At 43.7% G+C, this 25,336-nt stretch carries 20 protein-coding genes; 7 read left to right on the top strand and 13 right to left on the bottom strand.

What is annotated here, in order from left to right:
* Positions 1-35: 35 nt before the first annotated feature.
* Complete coding sequence (locus tag I6E84_RS12585; protein WP_197218323.1) at positions 36-719, bottom strand: hypothetical protein; 684 nt, start codon at positions 717-719, stop codon at positions 36-38.
* Positions 720-948: 229 nt separating this feature from the next.
* A complete protein-coding gene (locus I6E84_RS12580; RefSeq protein WP_197218321.1) occupies positions 949-1,680 on the bottom strand; it encodes a hypothetical protein in 732 nt (243 codons plus the stop codon).
* A gap of 183 nt (positions 1,681-1,863) precedes the next feature.
* On the opposite strand from I6E84_RS12580, the gene I6E84_RS12575 reads away from it, so the two are divergent.
* Positions 1,864-2,466 carry a LysE/ArgO family amino acid transporter gene (locus I6E84_RS12575; RefSeq protein WP_197218320.1) on the top strand — a complete coding sequence of 201 codons (603 nt, stop codon included), beginning with the start codon at positions 1,864-1,866 and terminating at the stop codon, positions 2,464-2,466.
* Between the two features lie 277 nt (positions 2,467-2,743).
* Here I6E84_RS12575 and I6E84_RS12570 read toward each other — a convergent pair whose 3' ends face one another.
* From I6E84_RS12570 to I6E84_RS12555, 4 genes are all read right to left on the bottom strand, one after another.
* Complete coding sequence (locus I6E84_RS12570; protein ID WP_197218319.1) at positions 2,744-4,045, bottom strand: NAD(P)-binding domain-containing protein; 1,302 nt, start codon at positions 4,043-4,045, stop codon at positions 2,744-2,746.
* 276 nt (positions 4,046-4,321) lie between these two features.
* Positions 4,322-4,963 carry a MarC family protein gene (locus I6E84_RS12565; protein ID WP_110922289.1) on the bottom strand — a complete coding sequence of 214 codons (642 nt, stop codon included), beginning with the start codon at positions 4,961-4,963 and terminating at the stop codon, positions 4,322-4,324.
* 332 nt (positions 4,964-5,295) lie between these two features.
* A complete protein-coding gene (gene nadC, locus I6E84_RS12560; RefSeq protein ID WP_197218317.1) occupies positions 5,296-6,156 on the bottom strand; it encodes a carboxylating nicotinate-nucleotide diphosphorylase in 861 nt (286 codons plus the stop codon).
* Positions 6,157-6,326: 170 nt separating this feature from the next.
* Positions 6,327-7,343 carry an NUDIX hydrolase gene (locus I6E84_RS12555; protein WP_197218316.1) on the bottom strand — a complete coding sequence of 339 codons (1,017 nt, stop codon included), beginning with the start codon at positions 7,341-7,343 and terminating at the stop codon, positions 6,327-6,329.
* Between the two features lie 418 nt (positions 7,344-7,761).
* Here I6E84_RS12555 and nadA point away from each other — a divergent pair, with 418 nt between their 5' ends.
* The 3 genes from nadA (at position 7,762) to I6E84_RS12540 (ending at position 11,768) form a co-directional block, all read left to right on the top strand.
* Positions 7,762-8,901 (top strand): quinolinate synthase NadA, encoded by a 1,140-nt coding sequence (nadA, locus tag I6E84_RS12550; RefSeq protein ID WP_197218314.1) that lies wholly within the window; start codon positions 7,762-7,764, stop codon positions 8,899-8,901.
* A gap of 1 nt (position 8,902) precedes the next feature.
* Positions 8,903-10,813: an L-aspartate oxidase gene (gene nadB, locus I6E84_RS12545; protein ID WP_197218312.1), complete on the top strand. Its 1,911-nt coding sequence runs from the start codon at positions 8,903-8,905 to the stop codon at positions 10,811-10,813.
* A 79-nt stretch (positions 10,814-10,892) separates the two neighbouring features.
* The gene (locus tag I6E84_RS12540; RefSeq protein ID WP_197218310.1) at positions 10,893-11,768 is read left to right on the top strand and encodes a phosphatidate cytidylyltransferase; all 876 of its coding nucleotides are present in this window, start codon (positions 10,893-10,895) and stop codon (positions 11,766-11,768) included.
* 47 nt (positions 11,769-11,815) lie between these two features.
* Here I6E84_RS12540 and I6E84_RS12535 read toward each other — a convergent pair whose 3' ends face one another.
* From I6E84_RS12535 to I6E84_RS12525, 3 genes are read right to left on the bottom strand one after another with little or no spacing between them, the layout of a single operon-like run.
* Positions 11,816-12,631 carry an SDR family NAD(P)-dependent oxidoreductase gene (locus I6E84_RS12535; protein WP_197218308.1) on the bottom strand — a complete coding sequence of 272 codons (816 nt, stop codon included), beginning with the start codon at positions 12,629-12,631 and terminating at the stop codon, positions 11,816-11,818.
* The gene (locus I6E84_RS12530) at positions 12,628-13,797 is read right to left on the bottom strand and encodes a patatin-like phospholipase family protein (protein WP_197218306.1); all 1,170 of its coding nucleotides are present in this window, start codon (positions 13,795-13,797) and stop codon (positions 12,628-12,630) included. Before I6E84_RS12530 ends, I6E84_RS12535 begins: the two co-directional genes overlap by 4 nt.
* Positions 13,798-13,800: 3 nt before the next feature.
* A complete protein-coding gene (locus I6E84_RS12525) occupies positions 13,801-16,593 on the bottom strand; it encodes an alpha/beta fold hydrolase (protein WP_197218304.1) in 2,793 nt (930 codons plus the stop codon).
* 369 nt (positions 16,594-16,962) lie between these two features.
* Between I6E84_RS12525 and I6E84_RS12520 the strand changes: the two genes are divergently transcribed.
* Entirely contained in the window at positions 16,963-17,874 is a 912-nt protein-coding gene (locus tag I6E84_RS12520) for a lysine exporter LysO family protein (RefSeq protein WP_197218303.1), read from the top strand.
* A 71-nt stretch (positions 17,875-17,945) separates the two neighbouring features.
* Here the strand turns inward: I6E84_RS12520 and I6E84_RS12515 are convergent, their stop codons facing one another.
* From I6E84_RS12515 to I6E84_RS12505, 3 genes are all read right to left on the bottom strand, one after another.
* Positions 17,946-19,169, bottom strand: a complete 1,224-nt coding sequence (locus I6E84_RS12515) for a hypothetical protein (RefSeq protein ID WP_197218302.1) — start codon at positions 19,167-19,169, stop codon at positions 17,946-17,948.
* Positions 19,170-19,225: 56 nt separating this feature from the next.
* Entirely contained in the window at positions 19,226-20,494 is a 1,269-nt protein-coding gene (locus tag I6E84_RS12510) for an FAD-dependent monooxygenase (RefSeq protein ID WP_197218301.1), read from the bottom strand.
* 98 nt (positions 20,495-20,592) lie between these two features.
* Positions 20,593-21,927 (bottom strand): FAD-dependent monooxygenase, encoded by a 1,335-nt coding sequence (locus tag I6E84_RS12505; protein ID WP_197218300.1) that lies wholly within the window; start codon positions 21,925-21,927, stop codon positions 20,593-20,595.
* A 567-nt stretch (positions 21,928-22,494) separates the two neighbouring features.
* Between I6E84_RS12505 and I6E84_RS12500 the strand changes: the two genes are divergently transcribed.
* Together I6E84_RS12500 and ybeY are read left to right on the top strand one after the other, a co-directional pair.
* Positions 22,495-23,586: a PhoH family protein gene (locus I6E84_RS12500; RefSeq protein ID WP_194197127.1), complete on the top strand. Its 1,092-nt coding sequence runs from the start codon at positions 22,495-22,497 to the stop codon at positions 23,584-23,586.
* A gap of 190 nt (positions 23,587-23,776) precedes the next feature.
* Positions 23,777-24,391, top strand: a complete 615-nt coding sequence (gene ybeY, locus I6E84_RS12495; RefSeq protein WP_197218299.1) for an rRNA maturation RNase YbeY — start codon at positions 23,777-23,779, stop codon at positions 24,389-24,391.
* Positions 24,392-24,417: 26 nt separating this feature from the next.
* On the opposite strand, the gene I6E84_RS12490 is transcribed toward ybeY, so the two are convergent.
* Positions 24,418-25,302 (bottom strand): mechanosensitive ion channel family protein, encoded by an 885-nt coding sequence (locus I6E84_RS12490; protein ID WP_110922273.1) that lies wholly within the window; start codon positions 25,300-25,302, stop codon positions 24,418-24,420.
* Positions 25,303-25,336 lie beyond the last annotated feature (34 nt).

Genomic DNA, 25,336 nt, shown 5'->3' with positions numbered 1-25,336 from the left:
TCTTCATCTTGTCCTTTAGTCATAAAACTCTGCATTTATAGTTTAATGTCTTCAGCACTTACATTGGCACCCGTTGGACTTTCAATCGCTTGAATATTTACATCACTGCTCACATCACTACTGGCACTACTGACATTGCTATCGAGCTTTTGGGTTTCCCTATTACTAGCAGGGTTATCAAAGCGCTTTTGTAAATAGCGATTGGTCGCGAGCAATTTTTGTCCATCTTGATGATAGGAGGCATTGAGCAGATCATCGAACTGCGTATTAATCGTACTTAGTACATCTAGCAGCGCCTCTTTACCAGTGACGTTAGAGTGCTTAATTTTGGTCGTATCAGCGAGTGCACCATCCCTACCATCTAAATCATGCAAACGGCGATAGTCCGCCACCGCAAGCGGGACATGCCTATCCATTAAATTTTGAATCATGATATACGTTTCGGTGACAGTATCCTTATCATCAATCTTTCCATCATTATTGGTGTCGCCATAGATGACACGCAGCTTCTCACCTTTTTCATTGATTTGCTCAAGAGCTGTTTTGACCTCAATGGGCAAACTCTTTTCAGGGATATAACCCAACTGCGGCATCGCTTTATATTCAAGCATTTTGGGCGCGGTGAATTTTTTGATACCACGATACCCTAGGTATAACCCAGCTATTGGCAATAGCCCATACAAAAAAAACATGACGAACATCGCAGTGACTTGGGTCATTAGACTGTCCTTATTATTTAGTAGAATTTTTGAAAAGCTTATTATTATTTTTGATACGTTTTAGTTATTAAGGTTAAGCCGTTCATATTTTAAAGTTGCTATTATTAAACAAAAAAATAAGGCTTTATTAAAGCCCTATATTGTTATGCGTCATATCGTATTGCATCGATTATAGTTAATGACACCTAACCGTCTCAAGTGAACAGCGATCATTTGAAATCATTATTAACTAACTTTTTGTGCGGCTTTTAACGTAACGATGCGTGGAGGCCAAACGGTTCATTACCGTCTGATGCAACTCATCTAGCAACTCATCCAGCTCATAATCAATCTCAAGAAACAAATCGGTCAGCATATCCCCTGCCGTCATCTTGCCTTGTACCATATTGTTTTTGGTACGATGTGGGCTGAACCGCTGTAGTTGCTCATAATGATGCAGCGCTTCTGGAATACTCTCAGACACCAGCTTATCTATAACAAACTGACGCTCATTATGCTGCTGCTGTTGCTGCTCGTTGAGCTCGCTACTCCATTCACGGTAACGCTTTAATTTACCATTAATTCGGTCTAGTATCGCGACAGCCTCAATAGGCATGGCATTTAGGGTGGCTTCATCGACCACATCAACAAGCTCAGTCATAATCGGACAACGTCCATGTTTGAGATACCACAAAGTATCTGGGTCAAAAGGAGGTCTATTGGTCGGGCGCATTTTGGCACGATTGGACAAATAGCGGTCGGTTAAAGGCGTCGGCGTTCGAATATCACTCACTTGTGCTAATGCATCACGAATACGACCTGCACGCTCAGGCGGTGTTAGCACAGAGCGCTGACTGATAGCTTGATCGTTTTCATCATTGCTATCTTCCACCTCTATATCTTGGCTGACACTCATCTGTTGAGCATTTTTAGCCGCTTGTGTTGGCAGGTCTTCTTGAGCTTGCCCAAATGACTTTAGCATTCTTGTCAAACTTACCACCATGACCTACCTTGCCTCTCGTTCCGTGCACTCGTATTGTGCAAGTATTGCATATATTGATTCAATGACGTATCTTAACAGCTTTTTTTGGCACTGCCAGTAAGCAAAGTGTCAATATTCCGATACCCTAAAAACATCTACTCTCTAAATGATAAGCACTTTACTATGAACGCGACCGATTATACCTCTGGCTTTTTGCTTGGGCTATCGCTTATCTTAGCAATTGGATCACAAAATGCTTTTGTACTTAAACAAGGCATCAAACGTGAACACATCTTTTTTATCTGCTTATTCTGTGCCGTTAGTGATGCATTATTAATATCAGCGGGCGTTGCTGGTTTTGGCGCGGTGACAGCTCGTTATCCACATGCAGTAGATATCGCCAGATTCGCAGGCGCGTTGTTTTTGCTGGTTTACGGTTTGCAAAGTTTATATGCTAGTGTTCGACGCTCACATGCATTAAACGTCGATGGTCAAGCCGTTACCAGTTTGAAAAAAGCACTGTTGCTGTGTTTTGGCTTTACATGGCTCAACCCGCACGTCTATCTAGATACATTGGTGCTCGTCGGTATGGTTTCAACGGGTGCTAGTAGTAAATTGGCCTTTGGTGTGGGTGCTGTCAGTGCTTCATTCTTTTTCTTTTTTGCTTTGGGTTATGCTGCACGATTGCTTAGACCGTTATTTTCCAAACCAAAGGCATGGAATATACTTGACGGATTGGTGGGCATACTGATGCTGTACTTGGCTTGGCATTTGTATAATAGTTAATATATCGTCAATCCTCTATAAATTGGATACTGTGTCAGTCTCCACATTATATTGACTGACTATAGTAGCTGAATGTACCGCGCACAAAAAAGCCAAATACATCTAAACGTATTTGGCTTTTTACTTTTTATATCAGATGCTTTTAATAGCAACTAATTTTTTACGGCCACTACTCTTTGTAGCAGCGACTATCTGTCTACGATGCTTTCTTGCGCTTTTTAGGCTTAACAAAGCTTAAGTTCAAAAAGTGCTCAAGCGAATCATCAAGGACATCTAGCTAAGGCTCTGGCAATTCAGGTGATAGCGTACCTGTCAATGTTGAACGATAGCCTTTTTCTCTAAAAGTCATGATATTATCGGTCTTATCTTTTTGCCATTCTTTTAGGATTTCACCCTGCTTCTCTACTGCAAACTCTGGATAATCTGTCGCATTGGTTAAATCTCGAATATAGGCGGCTTGGAAGTCAATTGAGTCGCTAACCGTGACGCACTTAGCATACGTTGCCAACCATTCTTTTTCGTCGACCTCACGAGTCGCCAAATCAGGAAGCTCGATATCATCCATGATGACATCACGTGCATACCACGCTTGAGCATCAAACATGTTAAAGGTGAAATACTGATCATGCATGCCTAAGTAAATGAGCTTTGGATTGGGCTGCCAAAAAGTCCCTTTGTATAGATTGGCTGGATATAAGCAATTATGTGTCTGCAGGCGTAACTCATCCGGCATAAACGGGAAGTGGAACAAATAACCAGTACACATGATAATAGCATCAAACTTTTGACTCGTACCGTCAGCAAAATGTGCAACATCGTCTTCAAAGTGGGTGACAAGCGGCACTTCTTTGATACCCTCTGGCCAGTCATAACCCAAGGCTTGCGTACGATAACTAATGGTTACTGATTTGGTGCCATATTTATAACACTGTGTACCAATATCTTCAGCTGAATAACTACTACCAATGAGCAAAATATCTTCGTCTTTAAATTCTAGCGCATCACGGAAGTCATGAGCATGCAAGATACGACCTGGGAAAGTCTCTAAACCTTCAAAATACGGCATATTTGGTGTTGAAAAGTGACCGGTCGCTACCACGACATAATCGAACTCTTCGACTTCTTGTTCGTTCGTTTTATGGTTCATGACTGTCACGGTAAACTTTTGCGTGTCATCGTCGAATGAGACCCAACGTACTGGGCATTCAAAGCGGATATACTTTTGGATGTCTTGCTTGTCGATACGGCCCATGATGTAGTCTTTTAGAACTTCACGTGGCGGATATGAAGGAATGGCATCACCAAAGTGCTCATCAAATGAATAATCAGCAAACTCTAAGCATTCTTTTGGGCCATTCGACCACAAATAACGGTACATACTGCCGTGAACGGGTTCACCGTTTCTATCTAAACCAGTACGCCAACTATAATTCCACATACCGCCGATAGCATTTTGCTTTTCATAACAAACTATCTCAGGTAAGTCGGTTGCACCAGCCAATCGTGCTGCTTCAAAAGCGCGTAATTGTGCTAAACCACTTGGACCTGCCCCTAAAATAGCAATTCTTTTATTACTCAAAACTAACTCCTATGATAATAGTTGTTCCTCCACTGTAACATGTTTTTATAGGTGGCATTTTTTCGAATACTTTTGGTGATTGATAACATTATTTTAGACATAGCTATTCTCTAAAAATCGCTTTTAGCCATTTTTATAGAATATTTAGAAGTTTTGAAGAGTTTTAGAGGTTTTTTAGCTAATAGTAGAAGTAAGATATAAGCTTTCTTTACAACCTAAAAATTGAGGGGTAACTCTAAATAAAATAAACAAAGGTACAGGCAATCAATTTTTTCGTTAAACTAAAGCAGGAAACAGCGTGCGTAGGCCATTAACGATGATTTCAATAGAAACTGCCGCCAACAACATGCCCATGATTCTGCTCATAATGTTCAGACCCGTATCACCCAATAAACGGCTAATACGACCTGCTGCCATCAATGCCAAATAACAAAACAAACTGATCAACAACCCAGCTATTAATATGGCCGATACTTGTAGTACACCAGAAACTTGTGAAGAATAAATAATCACCGTTGAGATACCGCCCGGTCCAATCATCATTGGGATAGCGAGTGGAACGACAGCAGCTGCCATTGAGACTGGCGAATCTTGTACATGATCGACATCGAAGTTTTCTTGATCAGGCTTAACAGGATTACCATCGCCATTCATCATATTCAGGGCAATCAAGAATACCAAAATACCACCCGCCAACTGAAACGAGCCGATTGAAATACCAAGCGCTTTTAGTAGCGTCTCACCTGCGACCGTAAAAAAGCTGATGGTGATAAAAATCGTCAAACAAGCCACACGCGCGACTTTACGTCGATTATTCATTGAATAACCGCGGGTCAAATCCAAAAATAACGTCAAAGCGCTAAAGGGATTAATCAACACCATAAAGGCTAAGATTATCTTAATGATTTCAGTATTCACTGAGCGCTCGCTTGTCTATTGATACAACTGCTGAAAAAAGTAAGGCCATCGTGCGAGTGCAACGATGACCCCATATCTGACTAAAACAATATCTGACTAAAAATAGCATTGTAGCTTGTATTGTAACATAGGCAGATAAGCTAATAAAATCATTAACTTTGCTTAAGGCGTGTCCTCAATTCGAATCATAACTGTTAAATGGGTTAAAAATAAAGACACGCCCTAATTCCTCTGTACCATCTCATTAAAAAAGTTAAGTGCAGAGCAACGCTTCTAATCAGCTTTATACATAAGATAAATAGACTTTTTACCATGAAAATTCAGTCGCCTACCTATGCGCTAAAATCCAAGCCAATATCCAATGCAGTGGTGCTGTGAGTTAGATACCCCATCGCAATAAAATCAACCCCTGTCTTGGCGGTGGCCTCCACGGTCGCAGGATTAATACCGCCTGAGGCTTCTGTTCTGGCGCGACCTTTACACATGGCTACTGCCTTTGATAACACGTCAGGGGACATATTGTCCAAAAGCACCAAACTCACACCAGCATCCAACGCTTGCTCTAGCTGCTCCAAAGTATCCACTTCCACTTCTACTGGAATCAGGTGACCAGCAAAATCTTGGGCTTGTTGAATGGCCGTTTTTATATCGCCAGCGATGGCAATATGATTGTCTTTGATCAAAATGGCATCATCCAACCCTAGACGATGATTGCGCCCGCCGCCGCAGCGTACTGCGTATTTTTGTACAATGCGCAAGCCTGGTATGGTTTTACGTGTGCAAGTAATTTGCGCAGGATATTGCGCCACACTGTCTACAATTTTTCTGGTATCTGTAGCAATGCCACTGAGGTGCGTCATAAAATTAAGCGCAGTGCGTTCGGCTGTCAATAGATGACGTGCATTTCCGCTGACACTGGCCAATACTGTGCCCGCTTCAACCAGTTCACCATCATCTACTTGAGCGATAAACTCAATTTGAGCATCAACCAAAGCAAATGATAAACGCGCCAAGTCCATACCGCATATCACGCCTGCTTGCCGCGCCTTAATCTCTAGTTTTGCTTGCAGGTCAGCAGGGATAGTCGCTTGAGACGTTACATCACCACGTCTGCCCAAGTCTTCAGTCAAGGCGGCTTCTACCAAAGGTCTTAGCAACACTTCATCCAATGCAGGTTCTTTTTTAACAGTCATTTGTCACCCCTATATGCGCATTATATTGATATCGGTTCAATTTAATTAAACTCAAAATGAGCATAAATATAGCGTAAAGTTGACAGTACCGCAAGGAAATGAAGTATTTCATGCAGTGGCTAAAAGCGGATAGTCATAAAAACGTGAGAGCACTTACCGCTTATTTAAGCCTATTTACGTTTAGGCAATTTGCTATCCATCAATAAACTTTGCAGTTCGATATCGTGGCAAAAGCGATAAAGCTTGGCAGGACGACCACGTTGCGCACTACTACTCTGCCCTGTTTCTGTCACTAAGTTTTGTGAATCTAGCAGACGGCGGAAGTTTTGCTTGTGCAAGCGTACGCCTGAGAGCGCTTCTACACTCTGCTGTAGCTGCGATAAGGTAAAGACATCTGGCATCAGACCAAAGATAAGCGGTCGGTATTCAATCTTGGCACGTAGCCTTGAGATGGCAGTTGCAATGACGCGTCGATGATCATAGTACATCGGTGTACCTATGATTTGTGCCCAATGCTTTGGCAGTTTTTGCGGCTGATAGTTAGATGATTCTGGAATCAGCCCTGCTTCGTAAAGCATCTCATAGCGCAGTAATACATGCTCTGAGACCCAGTCATAACCGTTAATGGTACTTGGTTGATGATAGGTATTTTTATCTTGAGCTGAGTTTAAGAACTCAGTATCTACACCCCAACATAAATGAATACGCTGACGACGGCGCTGCTGAGTGATTGAGTCTGGCGCATTATTCGCCCAGTCCAATAATGCTGGCACAATAAAATCCATAATGATATTTGGCATACCATCTAGATGATTTTCCCATGGAAAATAATCATACCAATCTCGCCATAGGGCTTTGCTTTGGAGCGCCTGCATTTGCGTCTCTTGCACCAAGCCCAAGTAGCTTACGTAAACCAATGCATGGCCGTCAACATTACGTCTATTGGTATCGACAAAGGTATATAACTGTTCCAAATAGCCAAGTGGTTGCTGCGTCTGTTCCTCAACCCATTGGCGCACACCAGCTTGCAGTGAGCGATGTAATGGCATGAGTGGTCCGTTGGGCAATAACTTGCCTTGATCAACTGTTAAAACTCGTGCCGTATGATCTGTGATCGCAACTAGAACTGCAACGACTTCAGTGGTGCCGCTACCTTGCTGATGCGCATGTGAATAAGACAACGTCATGATTTTAGTAATTACCTTTTACCTTTGAGCGTGCAATAAGAAAGCCATCACACTTATTGTTTATAGTACGACTTAGTATAGCTTGAATCCAAAAATATCATAGTCTACCGATGTAAATATAAGCGGCTGAAGGCAAAAGTGACAGAGAGTATTTTGCATAAATACCTACTGTACTGAAAGTAGAATATAAAAAACCACTTGTATTTATGCTCAAAATGAGCATAATAAAAGCTCGTTTACTTTAAAGCTGTATTTAGGCAGCTTGTATTCTTCCTAAAAATTAGAGTAGTAAGAAAAACGAGTATGAGCACTCTTCTTAGTAGGCTAAACGAGTTTAGTACGGCTAATCATATTTTTGAGTTTGGTATCATTTTTAGCGGCATATAACGTGTCGTTATCGCACACAAGGTTTGCACTTATGAAAACTTATCCCTATGACGCACCCATCATGAGCAATGACAACCGCATTGCGACTAAAATGAATATCGAGTATGCCAAAGCTAAGATGCCAACGGATCTGCCGCGTTCAGAACGTATCGTGGTTGAAGAAAATATTAAGCAATTATTGAAAGATAATAATGCCGTACTGGTCGCACACTACTATGTCGATCCTTTTATTCAGGATTTGGCATTGGCCACTGGTGGCTGTGTTGGCGATTCTCTTGAGATGGCACGCTTTGGTCAAGCACATAGTGCACAGACATTGGTGGTCGCAGGCGTACGCTTCATGGGTGAATCGGCAAAAATATTGAGTATGGAAAAAACGGTACTGATGCCAGACTTAGAAGCCGAGTGTTCGCTTGATTTGGGCTGCCCTGCTGATGAGTTTTCTGCATTTTGTGATGCTCATCCTGAGCGTACCGTCGTGGTGTATGCCAATACGAGCGCTGCCGTAAAAGCGAGAGCGGATTGGGTAGTGACCTCATCGGTTGGTATCGATATCGTCCGACACTTACATGCTCAAGGTGAAGCTATCATTTGGGGACCTGACCGTCATTTGGGTAAATACATCGCGCGTGAGACTGGTGCAGATATGTTGCTTTGGCAAGGGTCTTGCCTCGTACATAATGAATTTAAGGCAACCGAACTGCTGCAGCTGAAAGATGAGTACCCAGACGCCAAGGTCTTGGTACATCCTGAATCACCTGATAGCGTCGTTGAGCTGGCAGATGTGGTCGGCTCAACCAGCAAACTACTACAGTCAACCTATGAGATGGATGCAGATACCTTTATCGTCGCTACCGATTTGGGCATATTACACGAGATGCAAAAGCGCTCGCCCACCAAGCGATTTTTGGCGGCGCCTACCGCTGGTGAAAGTGCCAGTTGCAAGAGCTGTGCGTTTTGCCCTTGGATGGCAATGAATGGTCTAAAAGGTATCGAACAGTGTTTAACGCAGTTTAGCGGTGAAGTATTGATGACACTAGAGCTAGCAACAGCTGCCAAAAAACCTTTACAACGCATGCTTGATTTTGCTGAATCACAGAAACAATGTGTGGCCGCTAGCGGTGATATTGTCAAAGACCGTACACTGTTCGCTAACGTTGGGGCTGCCTAGTATGAGCGCGGATAATGTCAGGCAAACAGACGTACTTATTATCGGTGCAGGATTGGCGGGTTTAAGTACTGCGCTATCATTACCAAAATCGCTAAGTATCATAGTACTGAGCAAAGCCGCTTTGGAGGTTTGCTCAAGCCATTATGCGCAAGGTGGTATCGCTGCAAGTTTGGACCAAAACGACTCCGTGACCGACCATGTCGCTGATACCTTAATCGCAGGCGCAGGGTTATGCGACGCCAATAATACGACGGAGATACTAAGTGAAGGACAGCAGGCCATACAGTGGCTATGCGAACAAGGTGTTCCTTTTACTCAGAACACACAACAAGATACGAAGCAAAAAACCTTAACTGATTTGAATAATACTAATTTAAATAGTACTGACTTAGAAATTAGCAACTTACACCTTACCAAAGAAGGTGGTCATGGCTGCAGGCGAGTTGCCCATGCTGATGATGCAACGGGTCGACACGTTATGGAAGCTTTAATTATAAAGGCACATGCTGCAAGTAATATTACGATATTACCGTATCATGAAGCGTTAAGTCTGCTGAAAGACAATAGAGACAACCATTGCCAAGGTGCACGCGTTTTTGACCACAATAGTCATCGTCAACTCACTGTTTATAGTCGCGCAGTCGTACTGGCCAGTGGCGGTCTAGGACAGCTTTTTCAACGTGCCAGCGCGCCCAATGTTTGTGTCGGTGACGGCGTAATGATGGCTTGGCAAGCGGGTTGCCGTTTGGCAAATTTAGAATTCATTCAATTTCATCCGACTGGTCTCGCACTCGCTGACAGCAGTTTCTTAATCTCTGAAGCGCTACGCGGAGAAGGTGGACGCCTATACTGTCCGCAGACAGGTCGACGATTTATGCCAGACGTTGATGAGCGTGCTGAATTGGCTCCAAGAGACATCGTCGCACGAGCAATAGCTGAGCAGATTAATGTAAATGGTCTTGGCTACGTACATCTTGATGTCAGTCACTTGCCAGCGCCATTTTTACAAGAGCATTTTCCGCAAATTTATCAGACGTTGCTAGCGCTTGGTATTGATATCACGACGGATCCGATACCAGTCGCCCCTACCGCCCATTATAGTTGCGGTGGCGTTGTCACATCTGTGAACGGTATGACTGATGTAGTGGGTCTTTATGCAGCAGGCGAAGTTGCTCATACCGGCTTGCATGGTGCCAACCGTTTGGCGAGCAACTCGCTATTAGAGTGCGTGGTCGTAGGACGCAATATCGCTGCTGACTTGCCTCGTTATTTGACAGAAATTGAAGTATTAGATGCAGAGCTACATACATCGGCGTATCGTCATAATTTGAATGTAAGTGCCGATGACATTTGGAAAACACCCATACTGAAGGACACCCAATCGATTACTCTGCCATATTTTGCATCATCGAGATCAAATTTATACGATTATCATGAAGCTAGTAAGTACTGCCATTCTGATGCTGACATGACAGAAATCATTGCAAAGCTAAAAGCGCTGATGACCGCCAACATGGGCATTACACGTAGTGCTAAAGAGTTAGAGGAAGCGCTTGAACAGATACAACAATGGCAGCAATGGCTAAAGCAATCTGAGTCAAGTTCATTTAATGGCAGTGGCATTAATAAGAATACTAATTGCAAAAAAAGCGCTATCACCCTTGATGAACTCATGCATTTGCAGTTAGCAAGGCAATTACAATTAGCGACATTGATTGTACAGTCTGCCTATCAGCGCATTGAAAGTCGTGGTGGGCATTATCGAGAGGATTATCCAAATCTAGCCGTCACACCTCAGACGAGTGTGATTAATCCATTATTGAAAACGAGAGAAGGTAGTATTGACTGGCTCATTCAGCCTATAATTGTTCATTCAGGAGCTAGAATAATAAAAGCGACGACTGCCACCTAAAAGCAGCAGTCAATTGGTATTCTGGTCATTATTAAAGTGGTTGATGACTGCTTTTTATATCTCTCAAAGTGTTAAAAACATGTCTACTGATACGCTGTTTGTGATTGCCCTGATGACGGTGGTCAGTTTGGTTTGGGGCATACTGGCTATCCCTCGTCTGCGTACTCGCTTGCCTAAGATTTATCTGATTGCTCGCTCTTGGTGGTTCATGTTAGTGGCTCTGTGCATATGCTACGTTATCGCCAAAATAGATAATAGTCAGCATGGCCACCCTTATCAATGGGTACTCATTGCGTTTTTTATGTTAATCGGGCTACGCGGCTGCTATGAGATTAAACGCGTATGGAGCATATATGACAAAGCAGGGCTGATTAGCAAACTCCAAGCGCGCGGGCTACAACCAAAAATCATATCTGATAAACCAAAATCAGTACTGATACACTCATATACTCGTCTCAATCTATTGGACATCATATTTAGTAGCGCCTTTATCTTTCTTATTCTGAGCCTTATCGTATTGCAGCAACTGACATGGCAGCGTGAGCAATATGGCATCTTACTTTTTGTATTTTTTGCCAGTCAGTTCAACGATATTGCCCAATATTTATGTGGGCGACTACTGGGACGCAAACTGTTTAAGCGAGGTCTCGCCCCGACTATTAGCCCAAATAAAAGCATTGAAGGCGCGGTCTTTGGTAGTTTACTTGCGGCTATATTGGCTTCATCGTTAGGATTATGGCTCACGCCTTTTAGCGGGTGGCTTTGTTTATTAGCAGCCTACGGTTTGGCAGTTACTGGTATCGCGGGAGATTTATTAGAGTCAGCATTTAAGCGCCAACATGGAGTAAAAGATACTGGAACGATGCTCGCTGGACATGGTGGGGTATTAGATAGGATAGACAGCTTACTGCTTGGAGTACCAGTATTTACCCTGCTCTATTGGCTATTTGGATAAGCTGCTCATTTTTGATTAAGACAGTGTTTGATTAAAATAGTGCTTGGTTAAGAAGGCTTGTCTAGCTTGCTACGTAATATCCAATTGAGTAATGGCTTGGGTAAGTAGTTTAGCGTCCGAGTGATATAACGCATAGATCTTGGAAATATCGCTAATTCTACGTCATCGTCAATCGCTTGCATAATCTGATCAACCGCTGTCTGCGTGTTCATGATAAATGGTTTATGACTGGCATCACCATCATTTAAATCACGCAATGCTTGAGTGTCGATATAGCCTGATGCAATACAATTTACTTGAATATCATAAGGTGCAAGAGCTGCTCGATAAGCGCTAGCCGCCGATATCATCGCACGTTTGCTTTTAGCATAAAGGCTTGCATAAGGATAATCCATCGTGCCAGCGATAGAAGCGATACAGATGAGGCTTGGTCTACAGTCTTTGGTAAAGTCCAATGACTGATGTTGCTGCTTTAACTGCGCACTTGCCCATCTAAAAACCTGTTCAAACGCCTGCAAGTTAATCGCTAGCATTTTATCACTGTCTGCTTGGTTTAGATGATGAACACGCTCATTGGTATAACTGCCAGCACTATAGACAAGCCTTTGAAAACTTGTAGCTGACAACTCATCTAATAAACTCTGTGTTTGGATAACATTCGTTAAGTCGCAAGCATAAGACTTGATAGTCGGATGCTGCCGTTTGACATTTTCTATCTTTGCCTCGTTACTACCAATAACGCTTACCTGCCAACCAAGCATCTGATGATGCAGCGCTAATGCCAAGCCAAGACCACTCGTACCACCAACGACAATAATATGCGGCGTATGATTTTCGGCGGTATTTTCTACGAGAGTTTTCATAAATTATGCTGCTGTATGTAATCCGCTGTACGCTGGTAGCCATATTGCCATTGCGCCTGCATTTGCTGCACAAAGCCGTCGTAATTACTGTGTATCAGCTCAACAGTCATTTGTTTTATATTAAAACGCTTTTGCACATTTTGGCCCGCTAACTGCTGCTCATTATCGGCAAATGGTAGCCAATGGGGCTGTGTTGCTTTTGACGATGTGGCTTTCGGTTGATAACCGTGTACTGCTGCCAATCGCTCATTAGGGTCAAAGCCAAAAACCCGCTGAATTGCGGGAGCAGCCAGCCATGAGTCGTAACCTGCCTTAGTTTCTGCAAATACGCTATCACCCAACTGACACGCTAGCTCAATCGGTGTGAGATTAATCACCCCACCTAAGCACCAGCCAAGCGCTGTGATGTGTGTGGGCGGCAAGTAATACATGTCTGCCATAGACGCACGAACCACTGGGGCAAAATCCCATTGTGTTTCTACCTTTACAGACGGATGTATGCGCTCATTTGCAAACGCCTGCGCTGGTGATCTCAATTGCTCGTCAGTCAGATTTGATGCAGAATACTCAAAGCGTGACGGTGCAAATAATAGTTCTTGTAGCTTTAATTGTTCATTATATAAACCATCAACAGGCGCTTGATACAGTCGGCTGGCAATGATCGCTATCTCAGGGGTATTAGCGTTAGACTGAATATTGCCATTTTCGCTAGAAGCAAAGCTAGACAGCTCATCGAGCCATTGCACTTCATCATCAATACGAAACATCGCCAACTGCTGTAGCTCATCTAAGAGCCGCGCATAGCTGTCTGCTTGCTGCTGTCTTTGTCCATTGCCTTGTTGCTTTGACAATCGCCAACGGTTGAGCGCACTGGTCATATAACGCATCTTTAGACGTTTATTGGCTTCATCTGGCGCGACATGCCTAATCGCAGCAATGGTACGATACAACTCACGACTGCACATCAGCGCTTGCAAGTCTCTAGGGTCAGGCGCTAGATTGACCAAATAAGCGGATAAGCTCCCGCCGCAAGTACCAATGATCATATCTGGCGTCAAATCATGTGCAACTAATGCTGCATAGCTACCTAAGTAATAGCCAAAACGTGATCCGCCTCCGGAAAAAAGTTGGACGCGCTCATAAAGCTTGATGGATTTATTATTCATTTATTACTTATCATCGATTGATGCCGTTTTAATCGCCAATGACACGGTAAAGATACCAAAGCGGTCGATACGCATGGCAACCTTTTTAAAGCCGGCGCGCTCAACCAATTGATCCATCTCCGCTTGCGAGCGACAACGCATCACCCAACTACTACCACGATGGTTGTTCAACGTCTTACTGATAAACTCTTGCTCAGGGTGCCACGGTTGGTTGGTGTAAATCAAATAGCCGCCCGCTTTTAAACTGTCATAAATACCTGCCAATGCTGCCGTTAGTAACGCATTATCAGAAAACAATTCAAACACGCCTGAGCTGATGGCCACATCAAATTTTGTGTTATCAGAATCAGGGTAACTTGCTACGTCAAAAGCATCTTTTTGACATGTAGTGACTCGATCAGCAATCGCTAACTGCTCTGCTTTTGCTTGCAATGCTTGGATATTATGCATCTCATAATCTCGTAGCTCCGCATGCAAACCAGTAAACTCAGTCAACAGATCAAACGCGTAAAAACCATGACCACTGGCAATATCTAGCAGCTTTGGTTTGTATGGTTTAGTACTATTTTGATTTTTATCTTCAATATCTGCGAATGCTATACGTGCCAGCTCCAATATATGGGCGCGGCGAATACGAATGCCTTGCCAGCCAATATTACTTAAATAAAATTTATCAATTGCTTGACCAAATTTATTCTGACCACTGGGCTGATTATAATAAACGTGATCCAGTGAATGACCCGAGTCAAATCCATGTTCAAGCCCTGTCGCAATCGCATCGCTAACATGACCGAACTTCTGCATCGCAAAACGCGTAATGGCAAAACTCGGATTAAACGGCTTAATCGCTAAGCGGTCTACCTTGTCTTTACTGGCGCTATTCAAATGAGCGGTACTCAAATCAGGTGCTTGGACGTGTGTGCTAAATACTTGTTCAGCGAAATCAATGCAGTCGGAAAAGACATCTGCTTTATTGGTCTCATGAAAAATCGCATGATAGCTGTCTGGGTACAACTGCCAGCGTTTGGTAGGTGTATTAATCGCTTCATAAAACGTGCGTTCAGCCTGCTTATCGACCACATAATCCTTGCCTGCACACAATACAAACGTCGGTACAGTGATAGCCCCTGCATCGTCTAGCAAGCGCTGACCCGTCGCATGGGTATCGATGAGTAAGTCGGTTGAAATGCTATTCGATATCAATGGATCAGCATTATAAGCTTGCTGCGCGTCCTTATCATGAGTCAATACTTGTGCTTTGACATAACTACTGACACGTGACATCAGACCAAGCGTGCGCGCCACCTTTAATGACGGTATCGCAAAAGGCATATACAAGCGAATGCTTAGCGCAGGCGTGCCCAATATCATCCCGCGAATACTGGGCGCATAGTCATGTACCCATGCTGCTGCCAGCACCGCACCGATACTGCTGGCGACGATTAAGGTATCCTCGATAGCAATACCCGTTTGCCCGATGACCAACTGCACAAAACCGTCTAAATCGCGCTCAAGCTCAGTGACGCTCTCGGCATGGTCTTTGATACCCCCTGAGCGCCCATTGCCACGTGCATCCCACGCAAAGACTTGATAGCCAGCTTTTGCAAACTGCTCTCCTAACTCTGCTAATCGACCCGAATGCTCATGTCCACGATGCAATAGAATAACTTGACGCAGAGGCTGATTGGCTTTGTTTATATGCGATTTTTTTATATCGGTTAAAGGCATCGTTAACCAATATCGATAATAGATAGCAGTGCCGTCGTAAGCGTTATAACAGCTTTCACCATTTATAATTTTGATTACAGGCGAGTCAAAACCAATGTCATCTTGTGCAAGTGTTGGTTGGCTCTTGAGCTGATTTTGGTTATTGAGTTGATCCTTGCTAGGTGTAACGGGCATCGTGTTGGACTCCAAAAAGGAAGTTTGAGTAGCAGAATTTGACATAGAAAGGGTTGCTGTAGAACCATCAACAGATAACGTATCAGCTTGACCAAACTCAGTATGACGACTCATGAGAGAAATGGATTTATCTGACGTTTCTTTGGTCAATCTAAAACTGTCTGAATTCACAGACCGAAGCAAAGGTGGGTCACGCATCAAGTACAACGCTGCCATATAACGCATGCGGTTGAGGCAGGTCTTTAGTAGCATTACCTCTGTCAGTATAAATAATCGACCTATTCTGATATGAGGCAATGATAACGGTGCTTTAATACATACTGGTGCTTTAGCTTTAACACCCATAAAAGCACCAAGCATGCCTAGCACCAAAGCACGATCACTTTTGCCCAATGGCCCTTGGTTAGCCCGCATGCCTAACATCGTATGGCTAGCGATACCAAGTAGCTCGGTGCCAATACTAAGCGCGATGAGACTGGTAATATGGTGCTGATGGGTTGGTACATTAGTTAATACATTAGTCGGTGAATCAACTACTGCGGTTGAGCATTTTTTATTACTAACATGAGGGGTCAGGCTCGCCAATAATGCCGTATCGGCAATAATATCGCCCATTTCATTCAGCATGGCTCCTAGCGTTGACGCCTGCCCATGCTCACGCGCCATCATACCGTCGATTGCATTGAGCGCCATACGCACGAACAATGATGATGGCAATAAAAGCCACAGCCGTTGCTGCTCAGCTGCTGGCTTGGCAATCACGTAAGCCGTACCCACACTCAATAATACTGCGGATACGGTTACTTGATTGGCCGTAAAATTTTTCTCAACTAAGGTATCGCTTATCGGGCGCAATTGATCTTGAAATTGAGATTTGAGCTGATATAGCGACATGATGCTAGCCAAATATTTTTGATGCCATAATGTAACAACAAAAGTTTGTTAGGTAAAGCATTACCAATCATTCAAAATTTCTCAAATATGTTTAAAAAGATAACTATTATCATGACTATAGTTTATTTAGTTTAAAAAAGAGTCCAGGCAACCGAGTGCAGATGTATGTGTGATACCTCAAGCGAGGTTAACGCTGTCATACTTTCATAGTGGATTGACTATATAACCGTCTAAGCCTTCACTTCTGCATCAATAAAGACCATGATTTACCATGAATATCAGTTGCTCATGTCAGTATTGCTAGCCTGATATGATACAATCTTCAGCTTCTTAAAAACGCCTTGTTAAAAACGCTGCGAGCCTATCATCATGCAAAGCCTCATTACCCTTGTTCTGGTCCTAATGCCAATGTTTATTGGCTTTGCCATTCCTTCTAACCCCACCATGACGAAGTTGGCTGACAAAGGCTTATCTTATTTGGTTTACGTCATCTTGGCACTGATCGGTATTGAGCTGTCACAGGTAGAAGGGCTAGGTAATCAGCTGGGTGAAATTGCGCTGTATGTCACTGTATTATCGATACTGACAATTGGCACGGGTTTATTTGGGCTGATGTTGTTCGATCACCTGCGCCCATGGCATGCCAAAAAACCCAGCGTAAAATCCAAAGAGCATCGCGTCAGTATTCGAGGCAGCCTCGCCCAAGTCGTTTGCGTGGTGATTGGGATGGTGATTGGCTATTTCCTACCCGCTGATTATATGCCGCACGAAAACTCTATGACCGTCATGCTGATGATCTTGATTTTATTGGTCGGTATCGGTTTAAAAGGTTCAGGAATTACCTTAAAGGAAGTGCTCCTCAATAAACGCGGCGTAGAAATGAGCATCATTTTTACGCTATCAGTATTGGTCGGTGGGCTTGTTTTTGCGCTATTGTTTACGGATGTATCGTGGACGAAAGGCTTGGCACTGTCATCAGGATTTGGTTGGTACTCCCTATCCGCCATTGTGATGACCGATGCATATGGTGCGGTCTGGGGTAGTGTCGCCTTATTCAATGACTTGGTACGTGAGTTCTTTGCGTTACTATTTATTCCCGTATTTATGCGTAAATACCCATCAGCAGCGGTAGGGCTTGGTGGCGCAACCAGTCTAGATTTCACCTTGCCAATCATTCAACAATCAGGCGGTCTAAAGGTCGTGCCATTGGCAATTAGCTTTGGCTTTATTATTAATATTGTCTCGCCCGTATTGATGGTGCTGTTCTCGTCTTTGGGGTAACGTTAAGTTTTGACACGCCCTAGTATAAGTCCTTTCATTATGATTAGTGATTAGGGCGCGTTGAACACGCCCTAAGCCATCTCCAGCTCTTTATCCACCTGACAGGCATCGTCATGCCACTTGATAAAAGCATCAATGGCTTGCGTAGAGGCTGTATTTCTATCAATACCTTCTTTACCAGAAAAACTCTCCACATAGCGACAGGCTCTATAGTTTTTAGCATACGTATCGTAATTTTTAATCCACTCTTTTCGCGCCTTTAACTCTTTTTGACGTTGCTCAATACTACTATATGCATCCGTGCTCTCAGCATCAAACCAAAAGTTTTTAGCAGGAATATCTTTAGCCAGTTTTTTACCCTCGACCTCAGTCATGCGCCATGGCTTTGCAGTAAGCCGAGCTCGAAAGCACTGCTGCGCCTGACAGAGACGCACGTAATTGGCATCGGCATGGAAATACTCAAACCAGTCCGCGACTAACGCATCATTTGGCGCGATAGTATCGTGGGTAGCAATAATACGAAAGCCTGCAGGCGTCTCATATAAACGAAAGGATTCTTGTGGATGGCTGGCGACGCGCTGCTGAATCAAATCCGTTATAAAAGGCTGTAACGAATTCATTTCAGCAGTATATTTTTGCATATATGCTTTATCTCTTTGGCTGGCTTGTTGCCACAAATAGACGGTCGCGCCAATCATAACCACTAACAGCCATAACCATGATAGTCCGAGCCAAGCGATAACACTGGCGATAAATATAAAGAGGATAATAAACCCCCAAACTGGTAATTTGTTTGATGACTTAGTTTGATAAGTAGGTATAGCAGGCATAAAGCCATTAGGACTGTAATGTTCGGGATATAGATGGCCTAATAGATCTTTATTATCAACATCGATAATCGCAATATTATTGACATTGGCAACCTGTGCACCGTAACTGTTACGCGTGACAACAAGCTGCGTATCAGATGCCTTACTCTCTAAGCCAGTTTTAGTTAAGCCATTCTCTGAAAAATTCTGCTTAGAAATAATCTGCTCACGGATAGGAATGCCATTACTTTCGTTATACTCTTCCCTACGCTCACGTCTGACAATATCCTCGCCCTTTAGCCAGCGTTGATGAGTCTCTTTCACTCGTGCCTTCGCATGAGCCAAGGCCTCTGCTTGACTGATATCTGACCAGCCATAGCGCTTAATAGTTGCTTGCTTAGAATTAAAGTCATCGGATGCGTTATCAGCTGTTTCTGACAACTCAAAGCGCTGTTTATATTGCGCCCAGTATTTAGGAATGAGCATAAGGGATTACCTTAGGATATTTGGTTTAAGATAGACGGTGGTTGAGCTTTAAGCGCTTAGACGCCACTCGCCTGCTTGGCAAACAAACGCATGAGCGGCTTCATTTTGCCAACACGGTACATGCCTTCGCTACGTATCTGCTGTACGGGACGTAATTGCGCAAGCGACCCTGCGAATAGCCAATTAAGCGCAGAAAAGCTGTGCATCATCAGGCTATTATGCGGACGACGCAGACGCTCATAACGACGCAATGTTTGATTACTGCCCCAAATCGTACCACCACTACGAGTAAAGTCGTGTGCCAATTGCTCGCTCAATACTTGTACATCAAGCATGCCCAGATTCAGCCCTTGACCTGCCAGCGGATGCACACCATGTGCCGCATCACCGATTAATACCAAGTTATCAGCGACGTAGCTTTTTGCTTGTTGCGCGGTTAGCGGAAAACTAGCGATCGATTCAATCTGACTGATAGCGCCCAACTCATAATGACAGGCAGCAGCCAGTTTATCAGCGATAACCCGTGCATCTTCCTCTATCAATGCCAATGCTTGATTGCGCGGTAACGTCCATACAATCGATTGCCAATGCTGTGGATTGGCTTTATCGTCATCGGTAATATCCGCTAATGGCAATAAAGCCAGTGTGCCAGTCGGTAACATCGCCTGTCGCGCCGTCGCCTGATGCGGTTTTTCGGTGTGAATCGCACAGCAAATCGCGGTTTGATTGTAATCGAGCGTGTCCAGTCCAATCGCCGCCTGTTTACGCACAAATGAGCCGCGACCATCCGCGCCCACTAATAATTGAGCGTCAATCACAGTACCATCATCAACGGTAACACGGTATCCTAATGCCGTGCCTAGCCAATCCATGTTTGTGACTTTTTGTCCCGCGATGATGGTCAAATAATCACTGACATCATCCTCACACAGACGTTGCCACAATGCATGCTCAATGACGGCTGGCTCGACCATGCTACCGAGCATTTGCGGCACGACAGAATTAGACGGATCATCGCTACTCTCACCAAATAGCAGCTCGCCCATGCCGTTCAGTTGCCATACCTGCATTTGCGAATAATCAGCCTTACGCTCAGAGCTCACAATCTTTTGCCAAGCACCCACGTCTTTCAGCAAATTAATACTGGCCAAACTCAGCGCATACACTCGAGCATCACGTTTGCTCAGTACACCTTGCCAAGCTAAGGCATCACGAGCCGGACGAGCATCAATCAATGTCACGGGCATTTTTGCTTGAGCCAGTTTTAGCGCAAGCGTTGCACCAACGATACCACTACCGATAATCAGCGTATGGTTGTTTTTCATAAGGTGTCTCTCAATACTGGTCAATATTAGAATACTTGTTATCAATCTTACTTCAAGCAAGATTAACGCTGTCACTCTTTTATAGAGGATTGGCTATACTATGATTTTAAGCCCATCGCGTAGGTCGCAACCAACGGCTTGATATTTGGCAGTTTATCAAAGGCAACTAGAGCCACATTTCTTGCTAGCTTTATGACTGGATTAGGATGGGTAAATCCATGTACCACAGCATCGCAAAAACGAATGACTCGTTTTTGATCGCTTAGACGTGCTTTTTCATAGCGTTTGAGTAGCGTTGGATCACCAATATCTGCGCCCTTCAGTACTTGCGCATTCATCATCTGCGCCAATACATGCGCGTCACGCATACACAGGTTAAAACCTTGCCCTGCTACGGGATGCAGTGTGTGAGCAGCATTGCCCATGACCACGCAGCGACCATCTACTTGCTTGTCTGCTAGCACACGTGTCAATGGATAAGCACCGCGACGACCAGCAGCGATGAATTTGCCAGCTCGTTGACCAAAGGCTTGCTGTAACGTCTGTAAAAAATGCGCATCGTCTTCTAGATAGCGTTTCTCTTCGCCCTTTGGACATACCCAAACGACCGAGCGTCTATAGCCATTCTGATACTCATCATTGCCATCGCCATTTGGATCTGTCAGTGGTAGTACGGCAAGTGGACCTGCTGGGCTAAAGCGCTCAATCGCGACATGCTCATGCGCCTTGTCAGTTTCTACCACACCCACAATAGCTGTTTGTTGATAGTCATAAGTGGTTGTGCCGATATCCAATAGCTGACGCACGGTAGAATCACGTCCATCACAAGCGACCAACACACTGCCCTGCAATTGCTGCGCTTGTTCCTCTTCACCGTAATAACTAAAGCTCAGCGTGACACCATCCGCTTTTTGTGCCACTGCGCTGACATTGGCATTATCAATCAAGGTAATCAACGGCTCATGTTGCGCGGCCAATAAAAGCTTGCGTCCGAGCCATGCATTTTCTATTACTTGACCAAATGACTCTACTTTTTCCTCGGCTTTATTGAGCTGCGCACGGCCAAAGCTGCCTTGTTCGCTAACCTGTACTGCATCGATACGGCAGGCATGGCTTTGTAACTCATCCCATAGGCCAATCTCTTGGTAAATCTGTACAGTGCGGCGTGATAATGCGGTATTGCGACTGTCCAAATAATGGCTGCGATTGTTGTCATCATTTGGACTGATGGTCGGATAGCTGTTTTTTTCTAATAACGTGCTCGCAATGCCATGATTCGCTAGCAGCAGTGCAAAGGATAAACCGACATGCCCGCCACCTGCGATAAGTACTTGCTGCGCCGTGATTGCCTTACTGTTATCAGCTGTGATTCCAACTACATTCTCAACTTTGCTTTGAGCATTCGATAAGTTTACATCAGTATTTTGTATCATTATTATTCCTACTTTATTGTATGGGAAGTGCTTTCTATAATTGATGAATGGGCTATTAATTGCCACTAGCAGCCACTTAAATTTTATAATCCTGCTCATTTTATTCGTGTTTTAAATTTAATTATAAGCGCTATGATATCACTCATAGATTACCACAAATTATCTATCGCTCCGTGCCCTTAACAGTAGACAAAGCGTGTACTAAAAATTCGTGATATCTTGTATTACTGAAGACTAATTTAATATCAGATTGACATGCAAAAGCCATTAACCTCATAAAAGCATTCAATAAAGCATGACCGTTGCAATCACCATACAAAAACAACGTCACGTATATGATGTATGGCTTGAAATTTAAAAACTATCTACCATAATAAAGGCAAGACCGTTACTTATCACCACTCCTAAAACAAACAACAAAACCAACAGCATTGCTACCGTCATTTCTATCTCTATAATTTGAAGCCAAGACAATAACGACCGACTACTTTATCTCTTAAGTCCAAAGCTTAATAAAACAACATCACTTTGGGCACACAATAAAAGGATAATCGCTTGACTGATTCCATGAGCCGCCGTATAAAGTTTGAATCATTGACGCCAGCACAGCTTAAAATCGTGCTAGGTGAATACAACAATCACATGAAATATATCCAAAAACGCCTCGATATCAAAATCATGCAGCGTCAAGGTGACTTTTGCCTGAGCGGTGATGTGACCGGTGTTGAGCGTGGTGAACGTATTATTTACAAGATGGTGGATGAAGCTCAAAACAAAAAAGACATCAGTGCAGAAGAGTTGCATCTCATCATCCAATCCAGCATCTCTCGTGACGAAGACATGGCAGCCGATGCACAACAGGCAGAAGAAGCTGCCAAAGAAGAAGATTTCGATATTGCTAGTGAATTTACGCCCGTTAGCTTGCGCACCCGTAAGGGTCGTATTATTCCTCGCGGTGGCAATCAGCAGACCTATGTCCAAAGTGTGCTGAACTCTGACGTCTCATTTGGTATTGGTCCTGCTGGCACTGGTAAAACGTATCTAGCCGTTGCTTGCGCCGTGGATATGCTCGAGCGTAATGAGATTGAGCGGATTTTACTCGTGCGTCCGGCCGTAGAAGCTGGTGAAAAACTGGGATTCTTGCCTGGTGATTTAACGCAAAAAATCGATCCTTACTTGCGTCCATTGTACGATGCGTTATATGAGATGATCGGTGTTGAAAAAGTAGGCAAGCTGATTGAAAAACAAGTCATCGAAATCGCACCCCTTGCCTATATGCGCGGTCGTACATTAAACAACTCGTTTGTCATCTTGGATGAAGCGCAAAACACCACGCCTGAGCAAATGAAAATGTTTTTGACCCGTCTGGGTTTTGGCTCGCGAGCCGTGATCACTGGTGACGTGACCCAAGTGGATTTACCCCGTGGTCATAAGTCTGGCTTGGCACAAGCGATGGAAATCTTAAGCGGTATTGAAGAGATTCATATCACTAAGTTTGACTCAAAAGACGTGGTACGTCATCAACTGGTGCAAAAAATCGTTGAAGCCTATGATGTGTTTGATGAAGAACAAATCATATTAGAAGAAAAGCGTAAGTTTGAGCGCATCAAAGAGCAAGAGCGTAGACAAGCCATCGCTAATGCCGCAGCCAAGCTATAAGGTGGTAGGTTTGATATTTGCCACCTTAAAAGCGCAAATATAAAAACGCAAAACCGGATTACTGACTAGTAGTCCGGTTTTTTGCTGCTAGACTGATAATTAGCGTCGTAGATTGGGGTTGGTAAGTTAACCTTGGGCAGTTTTAGTAAGTTAGACAAACGACATGACAATATAGTAAGGAGAGAACAACATGAGCCAGTATAATAACGATGACAGTTTTAACCAAAACAAGGCAACGGATGTCACTAATAATGATGAAAGCTTTGAGGTATTAGACATCAGTGCAACGAGTAGTATTGATGACACACTACTCGATACTTTTTATCATCGTGACACGCTACTACCTGTGATGATGGCAACTTTAGATTACATAGATGAGCAAATTAATAGTGGTTTAGTACTGCCTTATTTTGCAGATATTGATGTTGAATTATGGCAAGAAAAAGCCAAATCACTCGATATATATATCACTGATGAGACTGAAGGTCGTGAGTTGAATTTGGAAGCACGAGGCAAGGATTATGCGACCAACATTCTGTCTTATCCTAGTGACTTGCCAGCCGCTATCATCGAGCTGATGCCAACCCTAGCGCTTGGTGAGCTGATTATTTGTCATGATGTGATAGTGCGTGAAGCCGCAGAACAAGAGAAAACAGTCGCACAGCACATTAGCCATCTATTAACACATGGTGTGCTGCACTTGCTTGGATTTGATCATGAGCTTGGACAAGCTGAACAAGATGAGATGGAGCAGTTTGAAATTGAGGTTTTGGCAGGCCTAAACCTACCAAATCCCTATTTATAGTGAATGCGATTTAAACATCTTTATCTTTAGAGGTTTTGATCTTTGTCTAAAGATGGCAATGGCGATTCGTTTTTGTTGCCCATCAACATCTCCAAACCCTTAACATGTACACTGCGCTGCGGGAATGGAATGTCGATTTTATTGTCATCAAGCGCGTATTTAAACTGCTCAAGCAAATCACATTGCATGCTCCACCAATCCGCATTGGTGGTCCAAACGTTTAAGGTCAAATCAACCGAATTATCCCCTAAGTTGGTCACACGGACGATAGGTGCAGGATCAGTAAATGCCAACGGATTATCGGTGGCCAGCTTTATCATGATATCTTTTGCTGTCTTAATATCGGCATCATAGCCAATACCGATAGTGATATCCACGCGGCGATTGGGTAACGACGAATAGTTGATAGTCGCGGTTGTGGTGATGTCACCGTTAGGGATAATAATATCGTGATTGGTGGTCGTGGTCAGATGCGTATTAATCAAACTGATCTCTGTCACCGTGCCTGTGTGACCCAGTATTTGCACGTAATCACCGCGTACAAATGGGCGAAACGTCACAATCATAATACCAGCGGCAAAGTTAGACAGTTGATCCTTTAGTGACAGACCAATCGCAACGGCAGCACCACCTAATATGGCGACAACTGAAGTCGTCTGCACACCAACTTTGCTAAGTGCTGCTAGTGCAACTACTACCAATAGCACGCCGTAGATTAAACGACCCAAAAAGCTAGCAACCGTGTCATCTAAGTGACTACGCAGCATAATTTTTTGTGCGATAGCGACGGCTTTTTTGGCAAGCCAACGTCCTACGACGAATATCAATATCGCTAGTGCTACTTTTATAACCAAACTTACTGCATTACTGGTTAAGGCCGCAATATCTATGGTAAAACCTAAAAATTCCATACTGACTCTTTATTTTATAGCTGTGTTTTATGAA

It is taken from the genome of Psychrobacter sp. SCQQ22 (assembly GCF_015864605.1).
GTDB lineage: Bacteria > Pseudomonadota > Gammaproteobacteria > Pseudomonadales > Moraxellaceae > Psychrobacter > Psychrobacter fozii.
This window is presented reverse-complemented; position numbering and strand designations above follow the sequence as displayed.

Excerpts from the sequence above, each read along its gene's own strand:
- I6E84_RS12585 (WP_197218323.1), bottom strand. The coding sequence starts at position 719 with ATGACCCAAGTCACTGCGATGTTCGTCATGTTTTTTTTGTATGGGCTA.
- I6E84_RS12580 (WP_197218321.1), bottom strand. The coding sequence starts at position 1,680 with ATGCTAAAGTCATTTGGGCAAGCTCAAGAAGACCTGCCAACACAAGCG.
- I6E84_RS12575 (WP_197218320.1), top strand. The coding sequence starts at position 1,864 with ATGAACGCGACCGATTATACCTCTGGCTTTTTGCTTGGGCTATCGCTT.
- nadC (WP_197218317.1), bottom strand. The coding sequence starts at position 6,156 with ATGACTGTTAAAAAAGAACCTGCATTGGATGAAGTGTTGCTAAGACCT.
- I6E84_RS12555 (WP_197218316.1), bottom strand. The coding sequence starts at position 7,343 with ATGACGTTGTCTTATTCACATGCGCATCAGCAAGGTAGCGGCACCACT.
- nadA (WP_197218314.1), top strand. The coding sequence starts at position 7,762 with ATGAAAACTTATCCCTATGACGCACCCATCATGAGCAATGACAACCGC.
- nadB (WP_197218312.1), top strand. The coding sequence starts at position 8,903 with ATGAGCGCGGATAATGTCAGGCAAACAGACGTACTTATTATCGGTGCA.
- I6E84_RS12540 (WP_197218310.1), top strand. The coding sequence starts at position 10,893 with ATGTCTACTGATACGCTGTTTGTGATTGCCCTGATGACGGTGGTCAGT.
- I6E84_RS12535 (WP_197218308.1), bottom strand. The coding sequence starts at position 12,631 with ATGAAAACTCTCGTAGAAAATACCGCCGAAAATCATACGCCGCATATT.
- I6E84_RS12530 (WP_197218306.1), bottom strand. The coding sequence starts at position 13,797 with ATGAATAATAAATCCATCAAGCTTTATGAGCGCGTCCAACTTTTTTCC.
- I6E84_RS12525 (WP_197218304.1), bottom strand. The coding sequence starts at position 16,593 with ATGTCGCTATATCAGCTCAAATCTCAATTTCAAGATCAATTGCGCCCG.
- I6E84_RS12520 (WP_197218303.1), top strand. The coding sequence starts at position 16,963 with ATGCAAAGCCTCATTACCCTTGTTCTGGTCCTAATGCCAATGTTTATT.
- I6E84_RS12515 (WP_197218302.1), bottom strand. The coding sequence starts at position 19,169 with ATGCTCATTCCTAAATACTGGGCGCAATATAAACAGCGCTTTGAGTTG.
- I6E84_RS12510 (WP_197218301.1), bottom strand. The coding sequence starts at position 20,494 with ATGAAAAACAACCATACGCTGATTATCGGTAGTGGTATCGTTGGTGCA.
- I6E84_RS12505 (WP_197218300.1), bottom strand. The coding sequence starts at position 21,927 with ATGATACAAAATACTGATGTAAACTTATCGAATGCTCAAAGCAAAGTT.
- I6E84_RS12500 (WP_194197127.1), top strand. The coding sequence starts at position 22,495 with ATGAGCCGCCGTATAAAGTTTGAATCATTGACGCCAGCACAGCTTAAA.
- ybeY (WP_197218299.1), top strand. The coding sequence starts at position 23,777 with ATGAGCCAGTATAATAACGATGACAGTTTTAACCAAAACAAGGCAACG.
- I6E84_RS12490 (WP_110922273.1), bottom strand. The coding sequence starts at position 25,302 with ATGGAATTTTTAGGTTTTACCATAGATATTGCGGCCTTAACCAGTAAT.